This window comes from Duganella sp. Root1480D1 (assembly GCF_001427305.1).
Lineage (GTDB): Bacteria > Pseudomonadota > Gammaproteobacteria > Burkholderiales > Burkholderiaceae_D > Rugamonas.
This window is the reverse complement of the sequence record NZ_LMFZ01000001.1, coordinates 593,224-611,239: the sequence shown is the minus strand read 5'-3', so window position 1 is coordinate 611,239 and position 18,016 is coordinate 593,224. Positions and strand designations below refer to the sequence as shown.

General features: G+C 61.4%; 17 protein-coding genes. 12 read left to right on the top strand and 5 right to left on the bottom strand.

The window, feature by feature from the left end:
- The first annotated feature begins 85 nt into the window (after positions 1-85).
- Positions 86-724, top strand: coding sequence for a response regulator transcription factor (locus ASD58_RS03095; RefSeq protein ID WP_057259611.1), 639 nt, complete (start codon positions 86-88; stop codon positions 722-724).
- The gene (locus ASD58_RS03090) at positions 724-1,983 is read left to right on the top strand and encodes a sensor histidine kinase (protein ID WP_057259610.1); all 1,260 of its coding nucleotides are present in this window, start codon (positions 724-726) and stop codon (positions 1,981-1,983) included. The genes ASD58_RS03095 and ASD58_RS03090 overlap by 1 nt, the downstream gene beginning before the upstream one ends.
- Here the strand turns inward: ASD58_RS03090 and ASD58_RS03085 are convergent.
- Both ASD58_RS03085 and ASD58_RS03080 read right to left on the bottom strand, forming a co-directional pair.
- On the bottom strand, positions 1,946-3,385 hold the full coding sequence (locus tag ASD58_RS03085; RefSeq protein ID WP_057259609.1) for a sensor histidine kinase: 1,440 nt from the start codon (positions 3,383-3,385) through the stop codon (positions 1,946-1,948). The two genes, ASD58_RS03090 and ASD58_RS03085, sit on opposite strands and share 38 nt — an antisense overlap.
- A complete protein-coding gene (locus ASD58_RS03080) occupies positions 3,385-4,071 on the bottom strand; it encodes a response regulator (protein ID WP_057259608.1) in 687 nt (228 codons plus the stop codon). The genes ASD58_RS03085 and ASD58_RS03080 overlap by 1 nt, the downstream gene beginning before the upstream one ends.
- 100 nt (positions 4,072-4,171) lie before the next feature.
- Between ASD58_RS03080 and ASD58_RS03075 the strand changes: the two genes are divergently transcribed.
- The 10 genes from ASD58_RS03075 to ASD58_RS03030 all read left to right on the top strand — a co-directional run bounded on the left by ASD58_RS03075 (position 4,172) and on the right by ASD58_RS03030 (position 16,191).
- A complete protein-coding gene (locus ASD58_RS03075; protein ID WP_057259607.1) occupies positions 4,172-5,245 on the top strand; it encodes a porin in 1,074 nt (357 codons plus the stop codon).
- A gap of 13 nt (positions 5,246-5,258) precedes the next feature.
- Positions 5,259-6,203 (top strand): tripartite tricarboxylate transporter substrate binding protein, encoded by a 945-nt coding sequence (locus ASD58_RS03070; RefSeq protein WP_057259606.1) that lies wholly within the window; start codon positions 5,259-5,261, stop codon positions 6,201-6,203.
- A gap of 29 nt (positions 6,204-6,232) precedes the next feature.
- The gene (locus ASD58_RS03065; RefSeq protein ID WP_057259605.1) at positions 6,233-7,315 is read left to right on the top strand and encodes an ABC transporter substrate-binding protein; all 1,083 of its coding nucleotides are present in this window, start codon (positions 6,233-6,235) and stop codon (positions 7,313-7,315) included.
- A 10-nt stretch (positions 7,316-7,325) separates the two neighbouring features.
- On the top strand, positions 7,326-9,101 hold the full coding sequence (locus ASD58_RS03060) for an iron ABC transporter permease (RefSeq protein ID WP_057259604.1): 1,776 nt from the start codon (positions 7,326-7,328) through the stop codon (positions 9,099-9,101).
- A gap of 28 nt (positions 9,102-9,129) precedes the next feature.
- A complete protein-coding gene (locus ASD58_RS03055; RefSeq protein WP_057259603.1) occupies positions 9,130-10,191 on the top strand; it encodes an ABC transporter ATP-binding protein in 1,062 nt (353 codons plus the stop codon).
- Entirely contained in the window at positions 10,179-11,273 is a 1,095-nt protein-coding gene (locus ASD58_RS03050) for an AbrB family transcriptional regulator (RefSeq protein ID WP_057259602.1), read from the top strand. Before ASD58_RS03055 ends, ASD58_RS03050 begins: the two co-directional genes overlap by 13 nt.
- Positions 11,274-11,379: 106 nt before the next feature.
- The gene (locus ASD58_RS03045; protein WP_057259601.1) at positions 11,380-13,266 is read left to right on the top strand and encodes an MFS transporter; all 1,887 of its coding nucleotides are present in this window, start codon (positions 11,380-11,382) and stop codon (positions 13,264-13,266) included.
- A gap of 118 nt (positions 13,267-13,384) precedes the next feature.
- On the top strand, positions 13,385-14,104 hold the full coding sequence (locus tag ASD58_RS03040) for a hypothetical protein (protein WP_057259600.1): 720 nt from the start codon (positions 13,385-13,387) through the stop codon (positions 14,102-14,104).
- A 142-nt stretch (positions 14,105-14,246) separates the two neighbouring features.
- Positions 14,247-15,692: a reverse transcriptase family protein gene (locus tag ASD58_RS03035; protein WP_229209873.1), complete on the top strand. Its 1,446-nt coding sequence runs from the start codon at positions 14,247-14,249 to the stop codon at positions 15,690-15,692.
- 40 nt (positions 15,693-15,732) lie between these two features.
- Positions 15,733-16,191: a YaiI/YqxD family protein gene (locus ASD58_RS03030; RefSeq protein ID WP_057259598.1), complete on the top strand. Its 459-nt coding sequence runs from the start codon at positions 15,733-15,735 to the stop codon at positions 16,189-16,191.
- Between the two features lie 6 nt (positions 16,192-16,197).
- Here the strand turns inward: ASD58_RS03030 and ASD58_RS32485 are convergent, their stop codons facing one another.
- From ASD58_RS32485 to ASD58_RS03020, 3 genes are all read right to left on the bottom strand, one after another.
- The gene (locus ASD58_RS32485) at positions 16,198-16,326 is read right to left on the bottom strand and encodes a hypothetical protein (protein WP_255357312.1); all 129 of its coding nucleotides are present in this window, start codon (positions 16,324-16,326) and stop codon (positions 16,198-16,200) included.
- Positions 16,327-16,563: 237 nt separating this feature from the next.
- Positions 16,564-16,833 (bottom strand): hypothetical protein, encoded by a 270-nt coding sequence (locus ASD58_RS03025; RefSeq protein ID WP_057259597.1) that lies wholly within the window; start codon positions 16,831-16,833, stop codon positions 16,564-16,566.
- A 405-nt stretch (positions 16,834-17,238) separates the two neighbouring features.
- A complete protein-coding gene (locus ASD58_RS03020; protein ID WP_156401126.1) occupies positions 17,239-17,973 on the bottom strand; it encodes a hypothetical protein in 735 nt (244 codons plus the stop codon).
- Between the last annotated feature and the right edge of the window lie 43 nt (positions 17,974-18,016).

Genomic DNA, 18,016 nt, shown 5'->3' with positions numbered 1-18,016 from the left:
CTTCCATCCAATGGAAATAAGCAAGCAATTTTTATTGCTATGCCTTGGCGTGGTATCCTTCCATCATCTGGAAGTGAGGAATGCTATGAATAAGATTAAGGTACTGCTGGCAGATGATCATCCCGTCGTCATGGGGGGATTTGCCATGGCGCTGGCCGGTTTTGGCGTGGAAGTCGTTGGCCAGGTGCGGACGCCGGCAGAGGCGGTCGAGGCCTACCAGACCCTGGTACCTGACGTTGCTATCCTCGATATGCGCTTCGGCGAGCAGATGACGGGCCTCGACGCCGCGCGCCAGATCCTGGCGGCAGCCCCCAAGGCGCACATCATTTTCCTGACCCAGTTCGATCAGGATGCGCTGGTCAAGGAGGCATACCGTATCGGGGCGCGGGCGCTGGTCACCAAGGACTGCGATCCGGCCGAACTTTTCACCGCAGTGCAGCGCGCTGCGCATGGCGAACTGTATTTCATGCCGGCCATCGCGGAACGCCTGGCCAGCCTGTCGGTGCTGGGCGAGCAATCGCCGCAGGCGCTGCTCGATGAACGCTCGCTGGAAATCTTCAAGCTGATGGCGGAAGGCCTGACCAATGCCGAAATCGCGGAAAAGCTTGGCGTGTCCAGCAAGACGATCAGCAACTCCAGCCAGGCCATCAAGGACAAGCTGGGCGTTGAACGCGCGGCCGATATCACGCGCCTGGCGGTGCGCCACGGCGTGCTGCAAGCCTGATGCGCTCCAGATGGCGCGTCGGCACGCGCGGGCGGCTGCTGGCGATTACCTTGCTGCCGGTGCTGGCCCTATTCGTTACGCTCACCTGGTACAACTACCAGTCGCGCCAGTCCGAAGTGCATGCCGAGTTGGCGGAGCGCGGGCAGTTGCTGGCCACTGCGCTGGTGGCCAGCAGCGAAATCAGCCTGGTGCACGGCCAGTTCGATGAGCTGCGGGCGACCATCAACGGCATGCTGCAGACCGATAGCGCGATCCACCGCGTGACCTTGCTCGACGCCGACCGCAAGCCCTTGCTGGACGTGGCGGCGCGCGGCGATGCCTTGCCTGAGGCGCGCTACTACGAGGCCGCGGTGCATAAGCGCCTGCTGTACATCACGGGCGGCGGCAATCGCAACGTCGGCACGATGGGCTACGTGCAGGTGCGGATGTCGCCGACGGCCATGCTGCGCAAGGCGCGCTCGCGTTTCCAGCTCGAACTGGCAGTGGCGCTGAGCGGACTGCTGGTCTGCGCGGGCTTGGCGTGGCAGATGACCAGCGGATTTGCCGCGTCGCTGCAGGCTTCCATGCAGGCAGTGCGTGCGGCGGATGCCGAGAAGCGCCGCCTGCTGCAGCGCGTGACCACGGCTGTGGAGGATGAACGCAAGGCGATTGCGCTCGAGATCCATGATGAATTGAATGCGACGCTGATCGCAGTGCGGCTGGAAGCGCAGCAGATTGCTGGCCTGGCCGCAGCGCTGCAGCCGGCCGAAACCGCGGAAAAGGTGCGCGACAAGGCGCAGGCGATCACCAGGCTGGCGCTGGGCTTGTACAACAGCGGCCGTACACTGGTGCGCCGCTTGCGGCCCGAGATGCTGGACATGCTTGGCCTGCAGGGGGCGCTGGAAGAAATGGTGCGCCAGGTCGGCAGCAGCCATCCGGCATGCAGCTTCTCGCTGCACACCGAAGGCGACTTCAGTGGACTCGATGGCGATGCCGCGATTTCGGCTTATCGCATCGTGCAGGAAGCGCTGTCGAATATCGTGAAGCACGCCCGCGCCGGCACGGCCAGCGTAGAAGTCGCGCGGCAAGGCGATGCACTGCGGATCGCAATTGCCGACGACGGCATTGGCTTCGACCCGGCGCGCACCGCAGCCGGCGTGGGCCTGGCGGGCATGCGCGAACGGGTGCAGGCTTTGGGCGGCAGCTTTGCGATGGACCCCTCGTCCGGCACCCGCATTGCGATCACACTGCCGGTGCAGGCGTGGCGCGTGGGAATCTGACGCGCACCAGCAAGCCGCGGCCACCGGCACCCTGGTCGAGTTCAAGCTCGGCGCGGTGCAGCACAGCGATATCGCGCACGATCGCCAGCCCCAGGCCGGAGCCGCCCGGATTGGCCTGCATGGTGGCAGCGGCGCGGTAGAAGGGCGAGAATACCCGGTCGCGGTCTTCCGCCGGAATACCGGGGCCGCTGTCTTCCACTTCCAGCACCACCTGGGTTTCGCGCGGCAGCACGCGCAGCACCACGCTGCCGCCGCGCGGCGTGTAATGCAGGGCATTGTCGACCAGGTTGGACACCAGTTCATGCAGCAGCAAGGCCTGCCCGTTGACGTTGGCCTCGCCGTCGCCTTCCAGCGAAAGGTCGATGCCGCGATTCACCGCGGACAAGGCCAGCTCCAATGCCACTTGCTGCACCGTCTCGCGCACCGGCACCGGCAACAGCTCGCGATTCTCGTTGTGTTCAATGCGCGCCAGCATCAGCAGGCGATTGGCCAGGTGCACCGTGGAGTCGGTGGTGGCGGCCATGCTGGCCACCACGTTGCGCAGCTCCGGCGATGCCGCCGCCGCCCGTTCCAGCTCGCGCTGCGCCAGTTCGGCTTGCGTTTTCAACACCGTCAGCGGGGTGCGCAACTGGTGCGAGGCGTCGGCGATGAACCGCCGCTGGCTGGCGATCAGTCCCGCGATGCGCGTGGTCGAGGCATTCATGGCCTGCACCAGCGGCCGCACTTCCTTGTGCACCAGGGCCGGATCGAGATCGGACAGGTCGGACACGTCGCGCGACTCGACCTCGTGCTTCAACTGCATCAGCGGCCGCAGCACCAGTTTGACCGCGAACCATACCAGCAGGCCTGCCAGCAGGACTACGCTGGCCTGCCACGCGATGGTGTCGTACAGGATCTTGAGCGTCAGGCCCTTGCGCGCATCGAGCGTTTCGCCAACCTGGATCAGCGCGATGCCGCGCATATTGTCGTCATACACCGGCTGCAGCAGGGCTGCGATGCGGATCGGCTGGCCGTTGTAGTTGGCGTGGTAGAAGCGCACCAGGGCAGGGTAGTTCTCGGAGCGCGGCACATTGGCAGGCACCGCGGGCAGGTCGTCGTAGCCGGACACCGTTTCGCCCTTGATGCCGGTGACCTTGTAGTAGATGCGGCCCAGCGTGTCGGTTTCAAAGCTGTCCAGCGCAACGTAGGGCACGTCGGCCACCACCTTGCCGCCTTCCACCGACACGCGTTCCGCCAGCGCGCGGGTGGAGGCCAGCAGCGAGCGGTCGTAAGCCATGTCGGCCGCGTCCACCGCGTTGTAATAGACCGAAATGGTGTTGATGATTTCCAGCAGGACCAGCGGCAGCAGCAGCCAGCGCAGCAACTGGCCGCGCAGGCTGCCCATGGCAAGCATGGCTTTCATCAGGCTTTCGCTTCGGCCGGCTGCAGCAGGTAGCCGATGCCGCGCAAGGTGGTAATGGCTGCTGCGCCAGGCTCTTTGCGGTCAAGCTTCTTGCGCACGCGGTGGATATACAGCTCGATCGCATCGAGATTCGCATCATCGGCCAGCGAGAACACCTGGTCGAATAGTTTTTCTTTTGCCACCGGCTTGCCGCCTTTGGTGATCAGCGCTTCCAGTACCGCATGTTCGCGCGGCGTGAGCTGCAGGTTGTCGCCGAAATAGGAAAACATCCGGCTGACCGTATCGAAGCGCAGCGCGCCACATTCGTACACCAGCGATTCATTGCCTGCGCTGCGGCGCAGCAAAGCCTTGACGCGCGCCTCCAGTTCGGCCAGTTCGAAAGGCTTGGCGAGGTAATCGTCGGCGCCCAGGTTCAGGCCTTGCACGCGGTCCTCCAGGCCGCCGCGCGCGGTCAGGATCAATACGGGCGTCTTGCCGCCGCGCGCGCGCAGGCGCTTCAGCACTTCCAGCCCGTCCATGCGGGGCAGGGTCAAATCGAGGATCACCAGGCCATATTCCTGGGTCAGCAGCAGGGAGTCGGCGTCAGCGCCGTTATCGGCGCATTCGACTGAAAGGTTGGCATCGCGCAGGGCTTTGGAAAGCCAGTGTTGTAATTCGGTGTGGTCTTCCACTAACAGTATTCGCATGGCATTTGCCTGAAAGGCGTTTGAAAGGTTGGCGATTTTATAGTTGAACCGTGCCAGAGCGAGGCATGACTGAAATAACTATAAACCCAGGAGACTGATTGTGAAAAGAACTTCGATGGCAGCGGCCGTCGCAATGATGTTTGCCGCCTATACTTCCGCCCACGCCCAATCCAACGTGCAGGTCTATGGCCTGCTCGACATGGGCGTCGACATTACCAACAATGCCCAGACGGGCGGCGGCAGCGTCACCCACGTCAGTTCCGGCGGCATGAACACTTCGCGCTGGGGTATCAAAGGCAGCGAAGACCTGGGCGGCGGCCTGAAAGCCGTGTTCCAGCTCGAAAGCGGCATCCTGATGGACACCGGTGCGCAGGACGGCAACCTGTTCAAGCGCCAGGCCAACGTCGGCCTGGAAGGCAATTGGGGCCGCGTGGTGCTGGGCCGCTCCTTCACCAGCGTGTACGACACCGTGATCCGCTTCGACCCGATGGGCTTTGCGCCTTACTACTCCTGGGCCACCGGCGGCAGCGCCACTTTGCCAAGCAAGTACGGCATGACCACCGGTTTCGATAACCTGATCAAATACTCCGGCAAGGCCGGCGACTGGAACTATGGCTTCAGCTACGGCATGGGCGAGCAGCAGGGCGCCGGCGCCAGTTCGGCCGACAGCGCCAAGTATGCCGGTGCCGTCAGCTACCAGTCCGAGACGCTGGGCGCGATGTTCACTGCGGAGCGCATCAACGGCAATAACGTGGTCGCCACCGGCAACCGCGACGAAACCACCGCATTCCACCTGGGCGGCTATTACGCCACTGGCGACTTCAAGTTCTGGCTCGGTGGCCGCAGCTACAAGCTGGTGTCCGGCAAGGCCGCGACGGCTGATATAAAAGGCAACACCCTGTGGGCTGGCGTGGCCTACAAGCCGCAGCCAAACGTGACCATCACCGGCGCCGTGTACCACATCGACCAGCGCAACCTGGCCGCCGGCAAGGACGCCGATCCGACCATGTATGTCCTGCGCTATCGCTATGCCGCATCCAAGCGCACCGACCTGTACGCGACTGTCGGTTACACCAAAGGCAAGCATGACCAACTGGTCGGGCTGTCGCGCGATGATGCAGCCTTCGGCGACAGCCAGCACGGCGTAATGGTTGGCATCCAGCACCGCTTCTGATAATAATGAAGCCATGAAGATCCTGTTCTCCATCTTCGCTACTGTCCTGCTGCTGGCAGGGCAGGTGCACGCTGCGGAATGCATCGTGCCGTCCAAGCCGGGCGGTGCGATGGACCTGACGTGCAAGCTGGCCCAGAAGGGCCTGGCGACGGTGCCGGGCGCCCAGTCCATGAAGCTGGTGTATCGCCCGGGCGGGATCGGTGCCGTGGCTTGGCACTCGCTGGTATCGCAACGCCGCGCCGAACCGAACACCCTGGTGGCCTTTTCCGGTGGTTCGCTGCTGAACCTCGCGCAGGGCAAGTTCGGCAAGGCGACGGCGGACGATGTGCGCTGGGTGGCGGCGCTGGGCGCGGACTACGGCATGATCGCGGTGCGCTCCGATTCGCCCTTCAAGTCGCTGGCCGACCTGGTGGCAGCGCTCAAGCGCGACCCTTCCAAGGTGCTGATTGGCGTCAGCGGCACCATCGGCAGCCAGGACTGGCTGAAGGTGGCACTGCTGGTGCGCCAGGCTGGCCTGGACCAGAAAGTGCTGCGTTTCGTGGCTCTGGAAGGCGGCGGCGAGTCCTTCACCGCGATGCAGGCCAACTATGTGCAGGTGGTGTCGGGCGATGCCTCGGAAGCCAGCCTGGCCGGCAGCACGATCCGGGTGCTGGCCGTGATGTCGGAAGAGCGCCTGCCGGGCAAGCTGGCGGCAGTGCCGACAGCGCGCGAGCAAGGCTACAATCTTGTCTGGCCGGTGATTCGCGGCGTCTGGATGGGGCCCCAGGTAGCCGATGCCGATTACCAGCAATGGGTGAAAACTTTCGAGCACCTCATGGCAACGCCGGAATTCGCGAAATTGCGAACGGAGGCGGGACTATATCCCTTCAGCCTGACAGGACAGGCACTCAACGAGTATGTGCATAAGGCCGTGGACGACTACGGCAAACGCGCCAGCCATCTAGGTCTGGTGCGCTAAATATCCCTCAAAAATTCTAGGAGACACAAATGATCAAGACGACCCTGGTGGCCGCCGCGGGCCTGTTCGCGTGCACCGCATTCGCACAATCGCCGGCCGGCTATCCTGCCGATTACCAAAAGGTGATCGATGCGGCGAAAAAAGAAGGCAAGCTGGTGGTGTACGGCGCCACCGACAGCAAGGCTGCACAGCCGCTGATCCGCGACTTCAATGCCCTGTATCCTGGCATCACCGTCGAATACAACGACATGAATTCGACCGAGGTGTACAACCGATTCATCTCCGAGATGGCAGCCGGCGGCAATACCGCCGACGTGATGTGGTCGTCCGCGATGGACTTGCAGATGCGCCTGGCCTCCGACGGCTACGCCCTGAAATACAAATCGGTGGAAGCGCCCAAGATTCCTGGCTGGGCAGTGTGGGATGACCAGGCTTACGGCACCACGTTCGAGCCGGCCGCTATCGTCTACAACAAGCGCCTGGTCGATGCCAAGGAAGTACCGCAGACCCACGCCGACTTCGTGAAGCTGATCCAGCAGCCGAAGTTCAAGGACAAGGTCACCACCTACGACATCGAAAAATCCGGCGTCGGCTTCATGTTCATGAGCCAGGATGCCAAGGAATACCCGAAATTCCTGGAGCTGGAAAACGCCTTTGGCGAAGCGAAAGTGCGCGTGCAGTCTTCCACCGGCACTATGATGGAGCGCATTTCTTCCGGCGAAAACCTGATCGGCTACAACGTGCTGGGTTCCTACGCCCTGGTGCGCGCCAAGACCGACCCGTCGATCGGCGTGCAACTGCCGAAGGATTACACCCTGGTGATGTCGCGCGTGATGTTCATCAACAAGGGCGCGAAGAACGTCAACGCCGCCAAGCTGTGGCTGGACTACACCCTGTCGCACCGCGGTCAGACCATCATCGCCAACGAATCGAAGCTGTTCGCGATTCGCGCCGACGTGACCGGCGAGACCACTTCGTCCGACCTGGTCAAGCAGATCGGCCAGGACAAGATCAAGCCGGTGCCAGTACACCCAATCCTGCTGCAGTTCCTCGGCCCGCAAAAACGCATGGCCTTCCTGAAGCAGTGGAAAGAAACCGCCGGCAAGAAATAAGGAGCTGTAAATGACCACCGCGACTTTGCAGGGAACGGGGCGCGCCAGCATTAACTGGCCGCGCGGGATCGTGGCAGTGCTGACCTGCACCGCCATCTTCCTGCCGCTGCTCCTGATCTTTTACCAGAGCTTCCTGTCGGCGCCGTTCTTCATGCCCGGCAAGGAAGTAGGGCTGGATGCCTTCCGCTTCATCATCGATGACCCGGATTTTGCCGTGGCATTCAAGAATGGCCTGCTGCTGGCGGCCGGCCTGGCTGCCATCGCCGTGCCTTTGGGCGGCATGCTGGCTTTCCTGATGGTGCGTACCGACCTGCCGGGTCGCGGCTGGATTTCCCCGCTGCTGCTGGTGCCGATCTTCGTGTCGCCAATGGTGATGGGTTTCGGCTATGTGGTGTCGATGGGCCCTGTGGGCTTCTACTCCACCTGGGTGAAGGACCTGATCGGCTTCATCCCGTGGAATGTGTATTCCTTCACCAGCATCGTGATCATCGCCGGCCTGACCCACGTGCCGCACGTCTACCTGTACGCATCGTCGGCGTTGAAGAGCCTTGGCTCGGACGTCGAGGAAGCTGCGCGCGTGGCCGGCGCCTCGCCGCTGCAGGTGATGTTCAACGTGTCGCTGCCGATGATCATGCCGGCGCTGGCTTATGCCGGCGTGCTGGTGTTCTTCCTCGGCTTCGAAGTATTTGGCCTGGTGCTGGTGCTGGGCGATCCGGAAGGCCACCTGGTGTTGCCGACCTACCTGTATAAACTGACCAACAAGCTGGGCACTCCGTCCTACCACCTGATGGCGGCGGTGGCCGTGTGCCTGGTGGCGGTGACCATGCCGCTGGTGATGCTGCAGCGCTGGCTGCTGAAATCGGCCAACAAGTACGTCTCGATCAAGGGCAAGGGCGCGCGCAGCAAGGCGCTGCCGCTGGGACGCTGGAAGTGGCTGGCGTTTGCGGTGCTCGGCGCCTGGCTGCTGGTGACGGTGTTCATGCCGATCTCCGGTATCGCGCTGCGCTCCTTCGTGCAGTACTGGGGCGAGGGCGTAAAGCTGGCCGACGTGCTGACCTTGCAGCACTTCCGCGACATCTTCGAACAACATGCGCTGATCCGCGGCATCATCAACACGGTGCTGATCGGAGTGATCGGCGGCGGCCTGGCGATCTTCTGCTACAGCTTTATTGCGCTGGCCATGCACCGCAAGCCAGACCTGCTGACCCGTATCCTCGATTACAGCGTGCTGGTGCCGCGTGCAATTCCTGGCCTGCTGGCCGGCCTGGCCTTCCTGTGGGTGTTTCTGTTCGTGCCTAGCTGGCTCGATGGCATGCTCAAAGGTTCCGGGAACGGCCTGGCAGTATGGCTGGTGGAAAACGCGATTCCTGCGCTGCGCAGCCTGCGCACCACCATCTTCGCCGTGTGGCTGGCTTACTCGGTGGTGTGGATGGCTTACGGCATGCGCCTGATCTCCACCGCGCTGCTGCAAGTGGGCCCTGAGCTGGAAGAGGCGGCACGCGCAGTCGGCGCCCGCCGCGGCCAGGTGACTCGCGACGTGACGCTGCCGCTGATCAAATACGGCTTGCTGGGCGCGTGGCTGATGATTTTCCTGATCTTCGAACGTGAATATTCGACAGGCGTGTACCTGCTGTCGCCGGGTACCGAAGTGATTGGCGCGCTGATCGTGTCGCTGTGGGCGGGTGGTTCGACCGACCTGGTGGCGGCACTGTCCTTCATCAACATCACCCTGGTCGGCATCGGCCTGGGCATCGCGCTGCGCTTCGGCGTCAAGCTGCATAACTGAGACATAGATCATGAAACGAGACCTCAAAATGAACGAACTGTCCGTCGAAGACCTGCACCTGGACTACGGCACCGGCGCCCACGTCAACCCGATCCTGAAGGGCGTGTCGATGCACCTGCAAAAGGGCGAAGTGGTAGCGCTGCTGGGCCCATCGGGCAGCGGCAAGACTACGCTGCTGCGCGCCGTGGCCGGTCTGGAAAGCCCGCGCCTGGGTTCCATCGATATCGGCGATCGCCGTGTGTTCGATGGCAGCAAGGGCTTTGAAATGCCGGCCGAACAGCGCAACCTGGGCCTGGTGTTCCAGTCGTATGCGCTGTGGCCGCACAAGACCGTGGCGGACAACGTGGCCTACGGCCTGAAGCTGCGCAAGATGAACAAGGAAGAAATCGGGCGCCGCGTGACCGAGGTGCTCAAGCAGCTTGGCCTGGGCCACCTGGGCGAGCGCTTCCCGCACCAGTTGTCGGGCGGGCAGCAGCAGCGCGTGGCGATTGCCCGCGCACTGGTGTACAACCCGCCGGTGATCCTGCTGGACGAGCCGTTGTCCAACCTGGACGCGAAACTGCGCGAAGAGGCGCGCGCCTTCCTGCGCGAGCTGATCGTGCGCCTGGGCCTGTCGGCGCTGATGGTGACCCACGACCAGGATGAGGCGATGGCGATCTCCGACCGCATCCTGCTGCTGAATAACGGCAAGATCGAGCAGCAGGGTACGCCGCAGTCGATGTACGAAACGCCGGAGACCCTGTTCACGGCAGAATTCATGGGCAGTAACAACCGCCTGCCGGGCACCCTGGTTTCGCGCAATGGCGACAGTGTCGTGATCGACGTTGCAGGCACCACCCTGCAGGCCACGGCGCGCGGCAAGGGCGGCGATACGATTGCCCCGCTGATTCGCGTTGAAGAAGTACGCGTCAACAGCAGCCAGGTGGAGAACTCGCTGCAGCTCGCACTGGTCACCTGCATGTATCTTGGCGACCGTTGGGAATGCCTGTTCAAGCGCGGCGATATCAGCGTGCGCGCCCATTCCAAATACCGCCTGCAGGATGGCCAGTACTGGCTGCAACTGCCGGCCGACAAGCTATGGGTCTTCTGACCCGCCACCGTTGCTTCCTCCAAGCTTTGGCGGCCGGCTTGCTGGCCGCTTTTTTTTGCAGGTGGCTTGATACACCGCTGCCCTGGCTGATTGGTCCCTTGTTTGCCAGCGCCGCACTGCGCATCGCGGGCGTCGACCTGCGCTGCCCGGTTGCCGCACGCGCTGCCGGGCAATGGGCGATCGGTACGGTGCTCGGCCTGTATTTCACGCCCGCAGTGCTGGCGGTGGTTGCGGCGCGCGCCGGCTATATCGCTGGGGCAGTGACGTTTGCCCTGGCGCTGGGATGCCTGTGTGCCTGGCTGCTAAAACGGTTGGCGGACGTCAGCGCCGCCACTGCGTTCTTTTCGATGGCGCTGGGCGGAGCTTCCGAGATGGCGGTGCAGGGCGAGCGGCATGGGGCGGTGGCGCAGCATGTGGCTGCTGCACAGGGCGTGCGGCTGATGTTTGTGGTCAGCTTCCTGCCGTTCGTATTGCGCTATTGGAGCGGGCATGGCATGCCGCCATTGGCAGCGGCGACCGCCGTGGCGACGCAACCGCCCCCTGGGTCGGTGGCCGCATTGGGCATCGGCGCAAGTGCCACGGCGGAGCCATTGCTGGCCTTCGGCCTGCTCGCCTGCGTGACTTGCGCGGCTGGCTGGCTTTTGTACAAGCGCGGCGTGCCGAACGCCTGGGTGCTCGGTCCCTTGTTCGGCGCAGGATTGCTGGCGGCGGCGCAAGTGCCGGCAGGCAGCGTACCGGAATGGATGGTGCGCACCGGCCAGCTTTGCATCGGCCTGTCGCTTGGCACGCGCTTCACCCCCGGCTTCCTGCATGCCGCACCGCGCTTCATGGCAGCGGTGGCCGCCTGTACGGCGGCGGCACTTGGCCTGGCGGCGCTTTTCGGCCTGCTGCTTGCAAAACTCGGCGGACTGCATCCCGCAACTGCCTTGCTGGCGACATCTCCCGGCGGAATTGCGGAAATGGCGCTGACGGCGCGGGCACTGCATGTCGAAGTGCCGGTGGTCACGGCCTTCCATGTATGCCGGATGGTGGTGCTAGTATTGGCCGTCGGCCCGGCATATCGACGCCTGGTACGCATGTGACGCCGTTGCCATGAAGTATTAAAAAACGATACTTTGACGAGTCGGGTTGAGAGCTTGCGCAATGTGCTGTATGTTGTCGATATTTTCACTATTCCCGTGACGCAACATGAGCCATCCCAGCCAGTTTGACCTCCTGAAACAGCGCCGTTTCGCGCCATTTTTCTGGACCCAATTCCTCGGCGCGTTCAACGACAACCTGTTCAAGACCGCCCTGGTGGTGGCGCTGGCGTTCGAAGCGTCAAGCTGGACCACCCTTGATCCGTCGCTGGTCACCAACCTGGTGCCTGGCCTGTTCATCCTGCCTTATGTGTTGTTCTCCGCCACGTCCGGCCAGATCGCCGAGAAAATAGAGAAGGGCAAACTGGCGCGTTTTATTAAATGGCTGGAAATCGGCATCATGGGCGTGGCCGCTGTCGGCTGGTTCAGCCACACCCTGGCGCTGCTGATGATTGCCATTTTCGGCATGGGCATGCATTCGACCCTGTTCGGCCCTGTCAAATACGCTTATATGCCGCAGCACCTGAAACCGGAAGAACTCACCGGCGGCAACGGCATCGTAGAAATGGGCACCTTCGTCGGCATCCTGCTTGGCCAGGTGTTCGGCGCGATCATCGTCAACCACAAGCCCGACGGCATCACCTGGCTGGCTGTCGCCACGGTGTTCTTCGCAATCGCAGGCCTGGTGACCGCGCATAGCATCCCGAACACGCCGGCGCCGCAGCCTGACCTGAAAGTGAACTGGAACCCGTTCACCGAATCGATCCGCAACCTGCGCTTCTCGGCCGGCAATCGCTCCGTCTTCCTGTCGATGCTGGGCAACTCCTGGTTCTGGTTCTACGGCGCGATCGTGCTGGCCCAGTTCCCGGTGTACGCCAAGGATTACCTGAAAGGCGACAACAGCGTCTTCGTGCTGCTGCTGACCATGTTCTCGTTGGGGATCGGCGCCGGTTCGCTGCTGTGCGAAAAGCTCTCCGGCCGCAAAGTGGAAATCGGCCTGGTGCCTTTCGGCTCCATTGGCCTGTCGGTGTTCGGCATCGACCTGTACCTGGCTAGCCAGGGTTATAGCGCGCCGGGCGAAGTGAATGCCTACGCCATGGTGATGCTGCCTGGCGCCTGGCGCATCATCATGGACGTGGTGATGATCGGCGTGTTCGGCGGCTTCTTCATCGTCCCATTGTTCGCGCTGATCCAGTTGCGCGCCGACCCGCAACACCTGTCGCGCACCATCGCCGGCATGAACATCCTGAACGCCTTGTTCATGGTGGTGGCAACCGGCGTGGCGATCCTTCTGCTGGGCCAGGGCTTCACGATTCCGCAAGTGTTCCTGGCTACCGCGATCATGAACGCCATTGTGGCCGCTTACATCTTCTCGCTGGTGCCGGAATTCCTGATGCGCTTCCTGGCCTGGCTGCTGATCCACACCGTGCACAACGTGAAGACGATCGATGCCGACCGCATTCCGGAAGAGGGCGGCGCCGTCCTGGTGTGCAACCACGTGAGTTACGTCGACGCGATTGTCATCGTGGCAGCTAGCCCGCGTCCGATCCGCTTCGTGATGGACCACCGCATCTTCAAGACCCCGTTTTTCGGCTGGATCTTCCGCACCGCTAAAGCGATCCCGATTGCCCCGGCCAAGGAAGACCCGTGGCTGATGGAGAAGGCCTTCGTCGACATCGCGCAGGCGCTGCATGAAGGCGAGCTGGTTTGCATCTTCCCGGAAGGTAAGCTGACCAGCACTGGCGAGATGAATGAGTTCAAGGGCGGCATCAGCAAGATCATCGAGCGTACCAAAGTGCCGGTGATCCCGATGGCGCTGCGCGGCCTGTGGGGCCACCTGCTTAGCCGAAGCAAGGATGGCTTGCTGGAACGTGCTTTCCGCAAAGGCTTCCGTTCGCATCTCTCGCTGGCAGTAGGCCAGCCGGTCGAACCGACCGAAGTTAGCCCGGAATTGCTGTACCGCCAGGTAGCAGAACTCCGAGGCGACTGGAAGTAGAAAAATGTAGTCAATGGTCTGAGCGGGCTACATACCTCTACATACAAAGGCGCCATCCCGGCGCCTTTTCTCCTTTTTACAATTGGTTTTCCAAAAACTTTTGTGAGAAGGGCAGTCAATGAAAACAATCCTGAAAACCGGCATCTCCGTCGCCATGCTTTCCGCGTTGGCCGCTTGCGGCGGCGGCAATGAGACCGACAAAGGTCCAAAGCAAGTGTCGGCGGTGGTGGACTTCGACAAGGATGGCGTTACTGGCTGGACTGGCAGCTCCTCCGACTACACGCCGGAGACAGCGCCGACCAACGTGGTCTTCGAGCAGCGCACACTGCCAACTCCGCTGACCGGCAAGGGATACCTGGTGGGCGGCACCAATCGCAGCGATGACCTGTTCCTGTTCGTGAAGAAGCAGTTCTTCGGCCTGGAAAAGAACACCACCTACAACATCAACTTCTCGCTCAAGTTTGCCAGCAATGCGCAAACCGGTTGCATGGGCGTGGGCGGCGCACCGGGCGAAGCGGTGTGGGTCTACGCTGGCGCCACGGCTGCTGAACCAAAGGCCATGACTGTCAATAACGCGATCCGCATGAACATCGATCGCGGCAACCAGGCCGAAGGCGGCAAGGACGCGCAAGTGATCGGCAATATCGCCAACGGCCAGGCTTGCGGCACTGCGGTGTCTTACGCCAGCAAGACCGTGAAGAACGATAAGCCGCAAAAGGTAACAACCGATGCGAACGGCGCGGTGTGGGTTCTCCTGGGCATCGATTCCGGCTTTGAAGCGTATTCGCAGATCTACCTGCAAAGCATCCAGCTCGACGCGACCCCTGCGACGCTGTAATTGTCGCGGTGTTGACCTCCAGGCAAAATTAACCTACTGTGTCGGCGGGGCGGAACCGCCAAGCCGGCCTGTCTTTGCCTCGTGCAGGGACAGCCTCTGCGGGGTTACCCCGCGGGATGTTTGATGTTCTTCATTTCGCCGCATGAGCCGCATTGCGTTCGCACGCAAACACGCTCACGCATCACGAGACTCGTTGACGGCTCTCCGCTCCTCTCACTTCATGAACATCGAAAAACTTACCGCGCTGGCGCTTGCCGACATGATGCTGGCCACGGACGGCAGCCCGGAAAACCTGGTCGCAGCATGTCATCGCGTCTTCGATGCGCCGCAACCCTGGGCGCCTGGAGTATGTGTTGCGCTTGTCTTGCGGACTGGCGAGAACTTCCATTACTTCAGCCGGCATGAACTGGCGGACATCCTGTGGGAGCTGCTTGGCCGCGGATATGTCGACTTTGACGATGACGACGAGGACGGGCAAGACGACGAGTCCACTTTCGTCGAACTGCAGGAGGTACGCCGCTATTGCCTCGATCAGCCCATCCGCCCACCCAAACCGGCGTGGCTGGCCGCGCTCTCCCTGCCGGAATTGCCAACGGTTGGCGACCTGTCCGCATGGCTGAATGAACCAGTCGGCGCGCTGCGCTGGTTCGCGGACCAGTGGCGCATCGCACGCGATGAGCAATTGAGCCTCCAGCATTACCACTATCGCTGGGTGCCGAAGCGTAGCGGCGGCCTGCGCTTGATCGAGATCCCCAAAGAACGACTGCGCCGCATCCAGCAGAAAATCCTGCGCCAGATCCTGGACCTGGTTCCGCCGCATCCGTCCGCACATGGTTTCCGGCGCGGACATTCCTGCGTTACGCATGCTGCGCGGCACGCAGGACAGCACGCCGTCGTCCGCATGGACCTGAAGGATTTCTTCCCGAGCATCCAGCACTCGCGCATTCAAGCGCTGTTTGAAAAGCTTGGCTACCCGGAAAGCGTTGCCGGAACACTCGCGCGTATTTGCGTCAACCGCGCACCCCATGGCCTGTTCCGCGACAAGCAGGCGGGCGGTTCGCTGGCATGGTCCGAACGCCAGGCCCTGAAATCGCCGCACCTGCCGCAGGGATCCCCATGCTCGCCGGCGCTGGCGAATCTCTGCGCGCATCGGCTCGACATTCGGCTTGATTCCCTGGCACGCTCGCTCGGCGCTTCGTACAGCCGCTATGCCGACGACCTGGCGTTTTCGGGCGGGGACGATTTTGCGCGGTCCGCGGAGCGCTTCCATATCCAAGTGGCGGCGATCGCGTTGGAGGAAGGCTTCCGTGTGAACACCCGCAAGACGCGACTGATGCGCGAAGGGACACGCCAGCAGGTGACGGGCATCGTTGTCAACTCCCACCCCAATATCGCGCGTGACGACTACGACAAACTCAAGGCGACGCTGACCAATTGCGTGCGCCACGGGCCGGAATCCCAGAACCGGGAGAACCATCCCAACTTCCAGGCCTACCTGGCAGGCAGGATTTCTTACGTGTCGATGGTAAATTCCGACCGCGCAGCCAAGCTGCGACGCTTAATGGCCGATATAGTTTGGCCAACTTGATTACAATGTCTGATTCTTTTTATCGGCTTCGATGTAATTCATGCACATTTGGGTAGATGCGGACGCTTGTCCCGCTGTGATCAAGGACATCCTGTTCCGCGTTGCAGACCGCACGCAGATCAATGTCACGCTGGTGGCCAACCAGTTAATTCGCGTGCCGGGCTCGCGCTTCATCCGCGCGTTGCAAGTGCCTGCGGGCGCCGATGCCGCCGACGCCGAAATCGTCGAGCGAGTTAGTGCCGGCGATATCGTCGTCACCGGCGACATTCCGCTGGCAGCCTTGGTGTTGGAGAAGGGCGGCTTGCCACTCAATCCACGTGGCGAGTGGTACACCAAGGACACCATCGCCCAGCAGCTGACGATGCGGGCCTTCATGGAAGAACTGCGCGGCGCCGGCGTCGAGACCGGCGGGCCGTCCGCGTTCAGTCAAGGCGACCGCCAGAACTTTGCCAATGCACTCGATCGCGAGCTCGCGCGCAGAAAGCTTGCGCCTCGCTGACCAGGCTTACTTGGCTTCGACCATGCCAAGCCAATGAACTCGAAGCACGTCTTCTTTCTTCGCCGCGTCATACCGGCGTTTGCCGATAGCCAGCATGATTTTCTTGTTCTTGGCAAAGCCAGGAAACGGAAGCATGCCATGCCCGGGTTTTGCAGTCTCGCCGGAAATCAGGTAGCGGGTCTTCCCCTGTGAGAGGGGAATGTAATGTCACCGATTTGCATGTGGGCGTCATCAACTTTAACTTCGCTTTGAGCAAAGGCAGGAGCTGCGAGAAGAGTTGAAATCAAGGTGATGGCGAGTAGTCGCATTTTTCTGAGGCTTTTCCTGGTACGTTTCAATCATGTCGCGTTTCGTCGACAACTGCACGGTGCGTCACTGTGCGTCGAGGCCTTTCGTCAGGACATCGGCAACCAGGGCATTCATGTCGAGTCCACGTTCGGTCGCCAACGTGTGCAGGCGCTTCACCAGGTCGCTATTCAGCTTGACCGCGAACGGCACCAGGCCAAGCGCCTGATCGCGTTTGCGTTGTTCACGTTTATCGACGCTGGGGCTGGCAGATGTGCCAAATGAAGCGGCACCAGGCGCCACCATCTTTCCCATCAGCTTTTTCGCGTCGTTCTTTGCCAGGTCCGTTTTCTTCACATCGTTCTCCAAATCAAAGACGCCATTCTACGCGCTTAGAAAACTCTGGCGTATCTCCCGGTGACACTTGGCCTGTTGTACAAAAAACTGACCGAGTCCAATTCAGTCTAATTGACTCTGTTCGAGTCTAAGCCGGGATAAAAGCGGGACCCTGTTGTCTAAAATGATCCAGAAATTTGCGGGGAAAGTCTAAACCGGTCCAGGTTTTTGAAGGAAAAATCTAAAGTGAACTATTTTTCGATTCCGCGATCCAATCTTTAGACCGTTTTCGAAAGGGATTAAACGGGGCGTTGAAAAGATATGGCCTGCGATGAGCTAATCGCAGGCTAATGGTGAGCATGTTCTCGCGACTAGCCAGCAGTGTACAAATTTCTTCTACTGAGCTTTTAGGCATAATCCGTCAGTTCATTTCATCTTGAGGTTCGATCCGGCCAACTTAGCTTCTATTGACTCCGCGTTTCTAAAATGGACGTCGATAACGTCGTAGGACCCCGGGTTGGCCAAAATTCTGACTGCTCGTTCGCGGTACGAGATGAATACCTTAATGCCAAATATCTCGCAATGCCCTGGATCTGCGATCCAGGCTGTCCTGCTGTCCCGATTCTCAGGTTTGGCGTCAAGGACTTCGAAAATGTGCAAGATGTCATTGGCGCTTGAGTACTCAATCGACATTTCCAGCAAGTCGATTGCTTGGGGTGGGAATCCACTTGGCTCGCAGGTTTTTCGAAAGTACTTCAACTTGTGTGGGCCCGGAGCGCGTTGCATGACGATGCGCACAGCTTCATCGGCAATCTCCTGCGGGAGCGGCCATTCGGTGCATGGAACCGTATGCTCGTCGAGGAAGTCTTGCGCGGCACGCAGGATGGCTTCGGTCTCTGCAACCACCTCGCGCGAATGGCAGCTTACGATGTCTATTTCAGCTTTGGCACGTGCCAGGCTGTTTGCTACTGCTAACGCGGAGTAAAAGTCTCGCGCAGCGCCAACGGCGCCTCGTGCAGCAAGGGCCATCGCGTACTGGGCGGAGTAAGCCAAAACCTCGGGACGTGCGCCGCGTGACCTATCCAGGAAACCGCAGACGTCCTGCCATGTGCTGCAGGCCTTTAAATCTGGTACAAACGTAGTTTGAGGTAGCTGTTTCATTTCAAAGGCAAGAAAAAAGCGGACCCGCACTTTCGTACTGGCC

What these genes read in the sequence shown, in the direction of transcription:
- ASD58_RS03095 (WP_057259611.1), top strand. Translation starts at nt 86, where the DNA reads ATGAATAAGATTAAGGTACTGCTGGCAGATGATCATCCCGTCGTCATG.
- ASD58_RS03090 (WP_057259610.1), top strand. Translation starts at nt 724, where the DNA reads ATGCGCTCCAGATGGCGCGTCGGCACGCGCGGGCGGCTGCTGGCGATT.
- ASD58_RS03085 (WP_057259609.1), bottom strand. Translation starts at nt 3,385, where the DNA reads ATGAAAGCCATGCTTGCCATGGGCAGCCTGCGCGGCCAGTTGCTGCGC.
- ASD58_RS03080 (WP_057259608.1), bottom strand. Translation starts at nt 4,071, where the DNA reads ATGCGAATACTGTTAGTGGAAGACCACACCGAATTACAACACTGGCTT.
- ASD58_RS03070 (WP_057259606.1), top strand. Translation starts at nt 5,259, where the DNA reads ATGAAGATCCTGTTCTCCATCTTCGCTACTGTCCTGCTGCTGGCAGGG.
- ASD58_RS03065 (WP_057259605.1), top strand. Translation starts at nt 6,233, where the DNA reads ATGATCAAGACGACCCTGGTGGCCGCCGCGGGCCTGTTCGCGTGCACC.
- ASD58_RS03060 (WP_057259604.1), top strand. Translation starts at nt 7,326, where the DNA reads ATGACCACCGCGACTTTGCAGGGAACGGGGCGCGCCAGCATTAACTGG.
- ASD58_RS03055 (WP_057259603.1), top strand. Translation starts at nt 9,130, where the DNA reads ATGAACGAACTGTCCGTCGAAGACCTGCACCTGGACTACGGCACCGGC.
- ASD58_RS03050 (WP_057259602.1), top strand. Translation starts at nt 10,179, where the DNA reads ATGGGTCTTCTGACCCGCCACCGTTGCTTCCTCCAAGCTTTGGCGGCC.
- ASD58_RS03045 (WP_057259601.1), top strand. Translation starts at nt 11,380, where the DNA reads ATGAGCCATCCCAGCCAGTTTGACCTCCTGAAACAGCGCCGTTTCGCG.
- ASD58_RS03040 (WP_057259600.1), top strand. Translation starts at nt 13,385, where the DNA reads ATGAAAACAATCCTGAAAACCGGCATCTCCGTCGCCATGCTTTCCGCG.
- ASD58_RS03035 (WP_229209873.1), top strand. Translation starts at nt 14,247, where the DNA reads ATGAGCCGCATTGCGTTCGCACGCAAACACGCTCACGCATCACGAGAC.
- ASD58_RS03030 (WP_057259598.1), top strand. Translation starts at nt 15,733, where the DNA reads ATGCACATTTGGGTAGATGCGGACGCTTGTCCCGCTGTGATCAAGGAC.
- ASD58_RS32485 (WP_255357312.1), bottom strand. Translation starts at nt 16,326, where the DNA reads ATGCTTCCGTTTCCTGGCTTTGCCAAGAACAAGAAAATCATGCTGGCT.
- ASD58_RS03020 (WP_156401126.1), bottom strand. Translation starts at nt 17,973, where the DNA reads ATGAAACAGCTACCTCAAACTACGTTTGTACCAGATTTAAAGGCCTGC.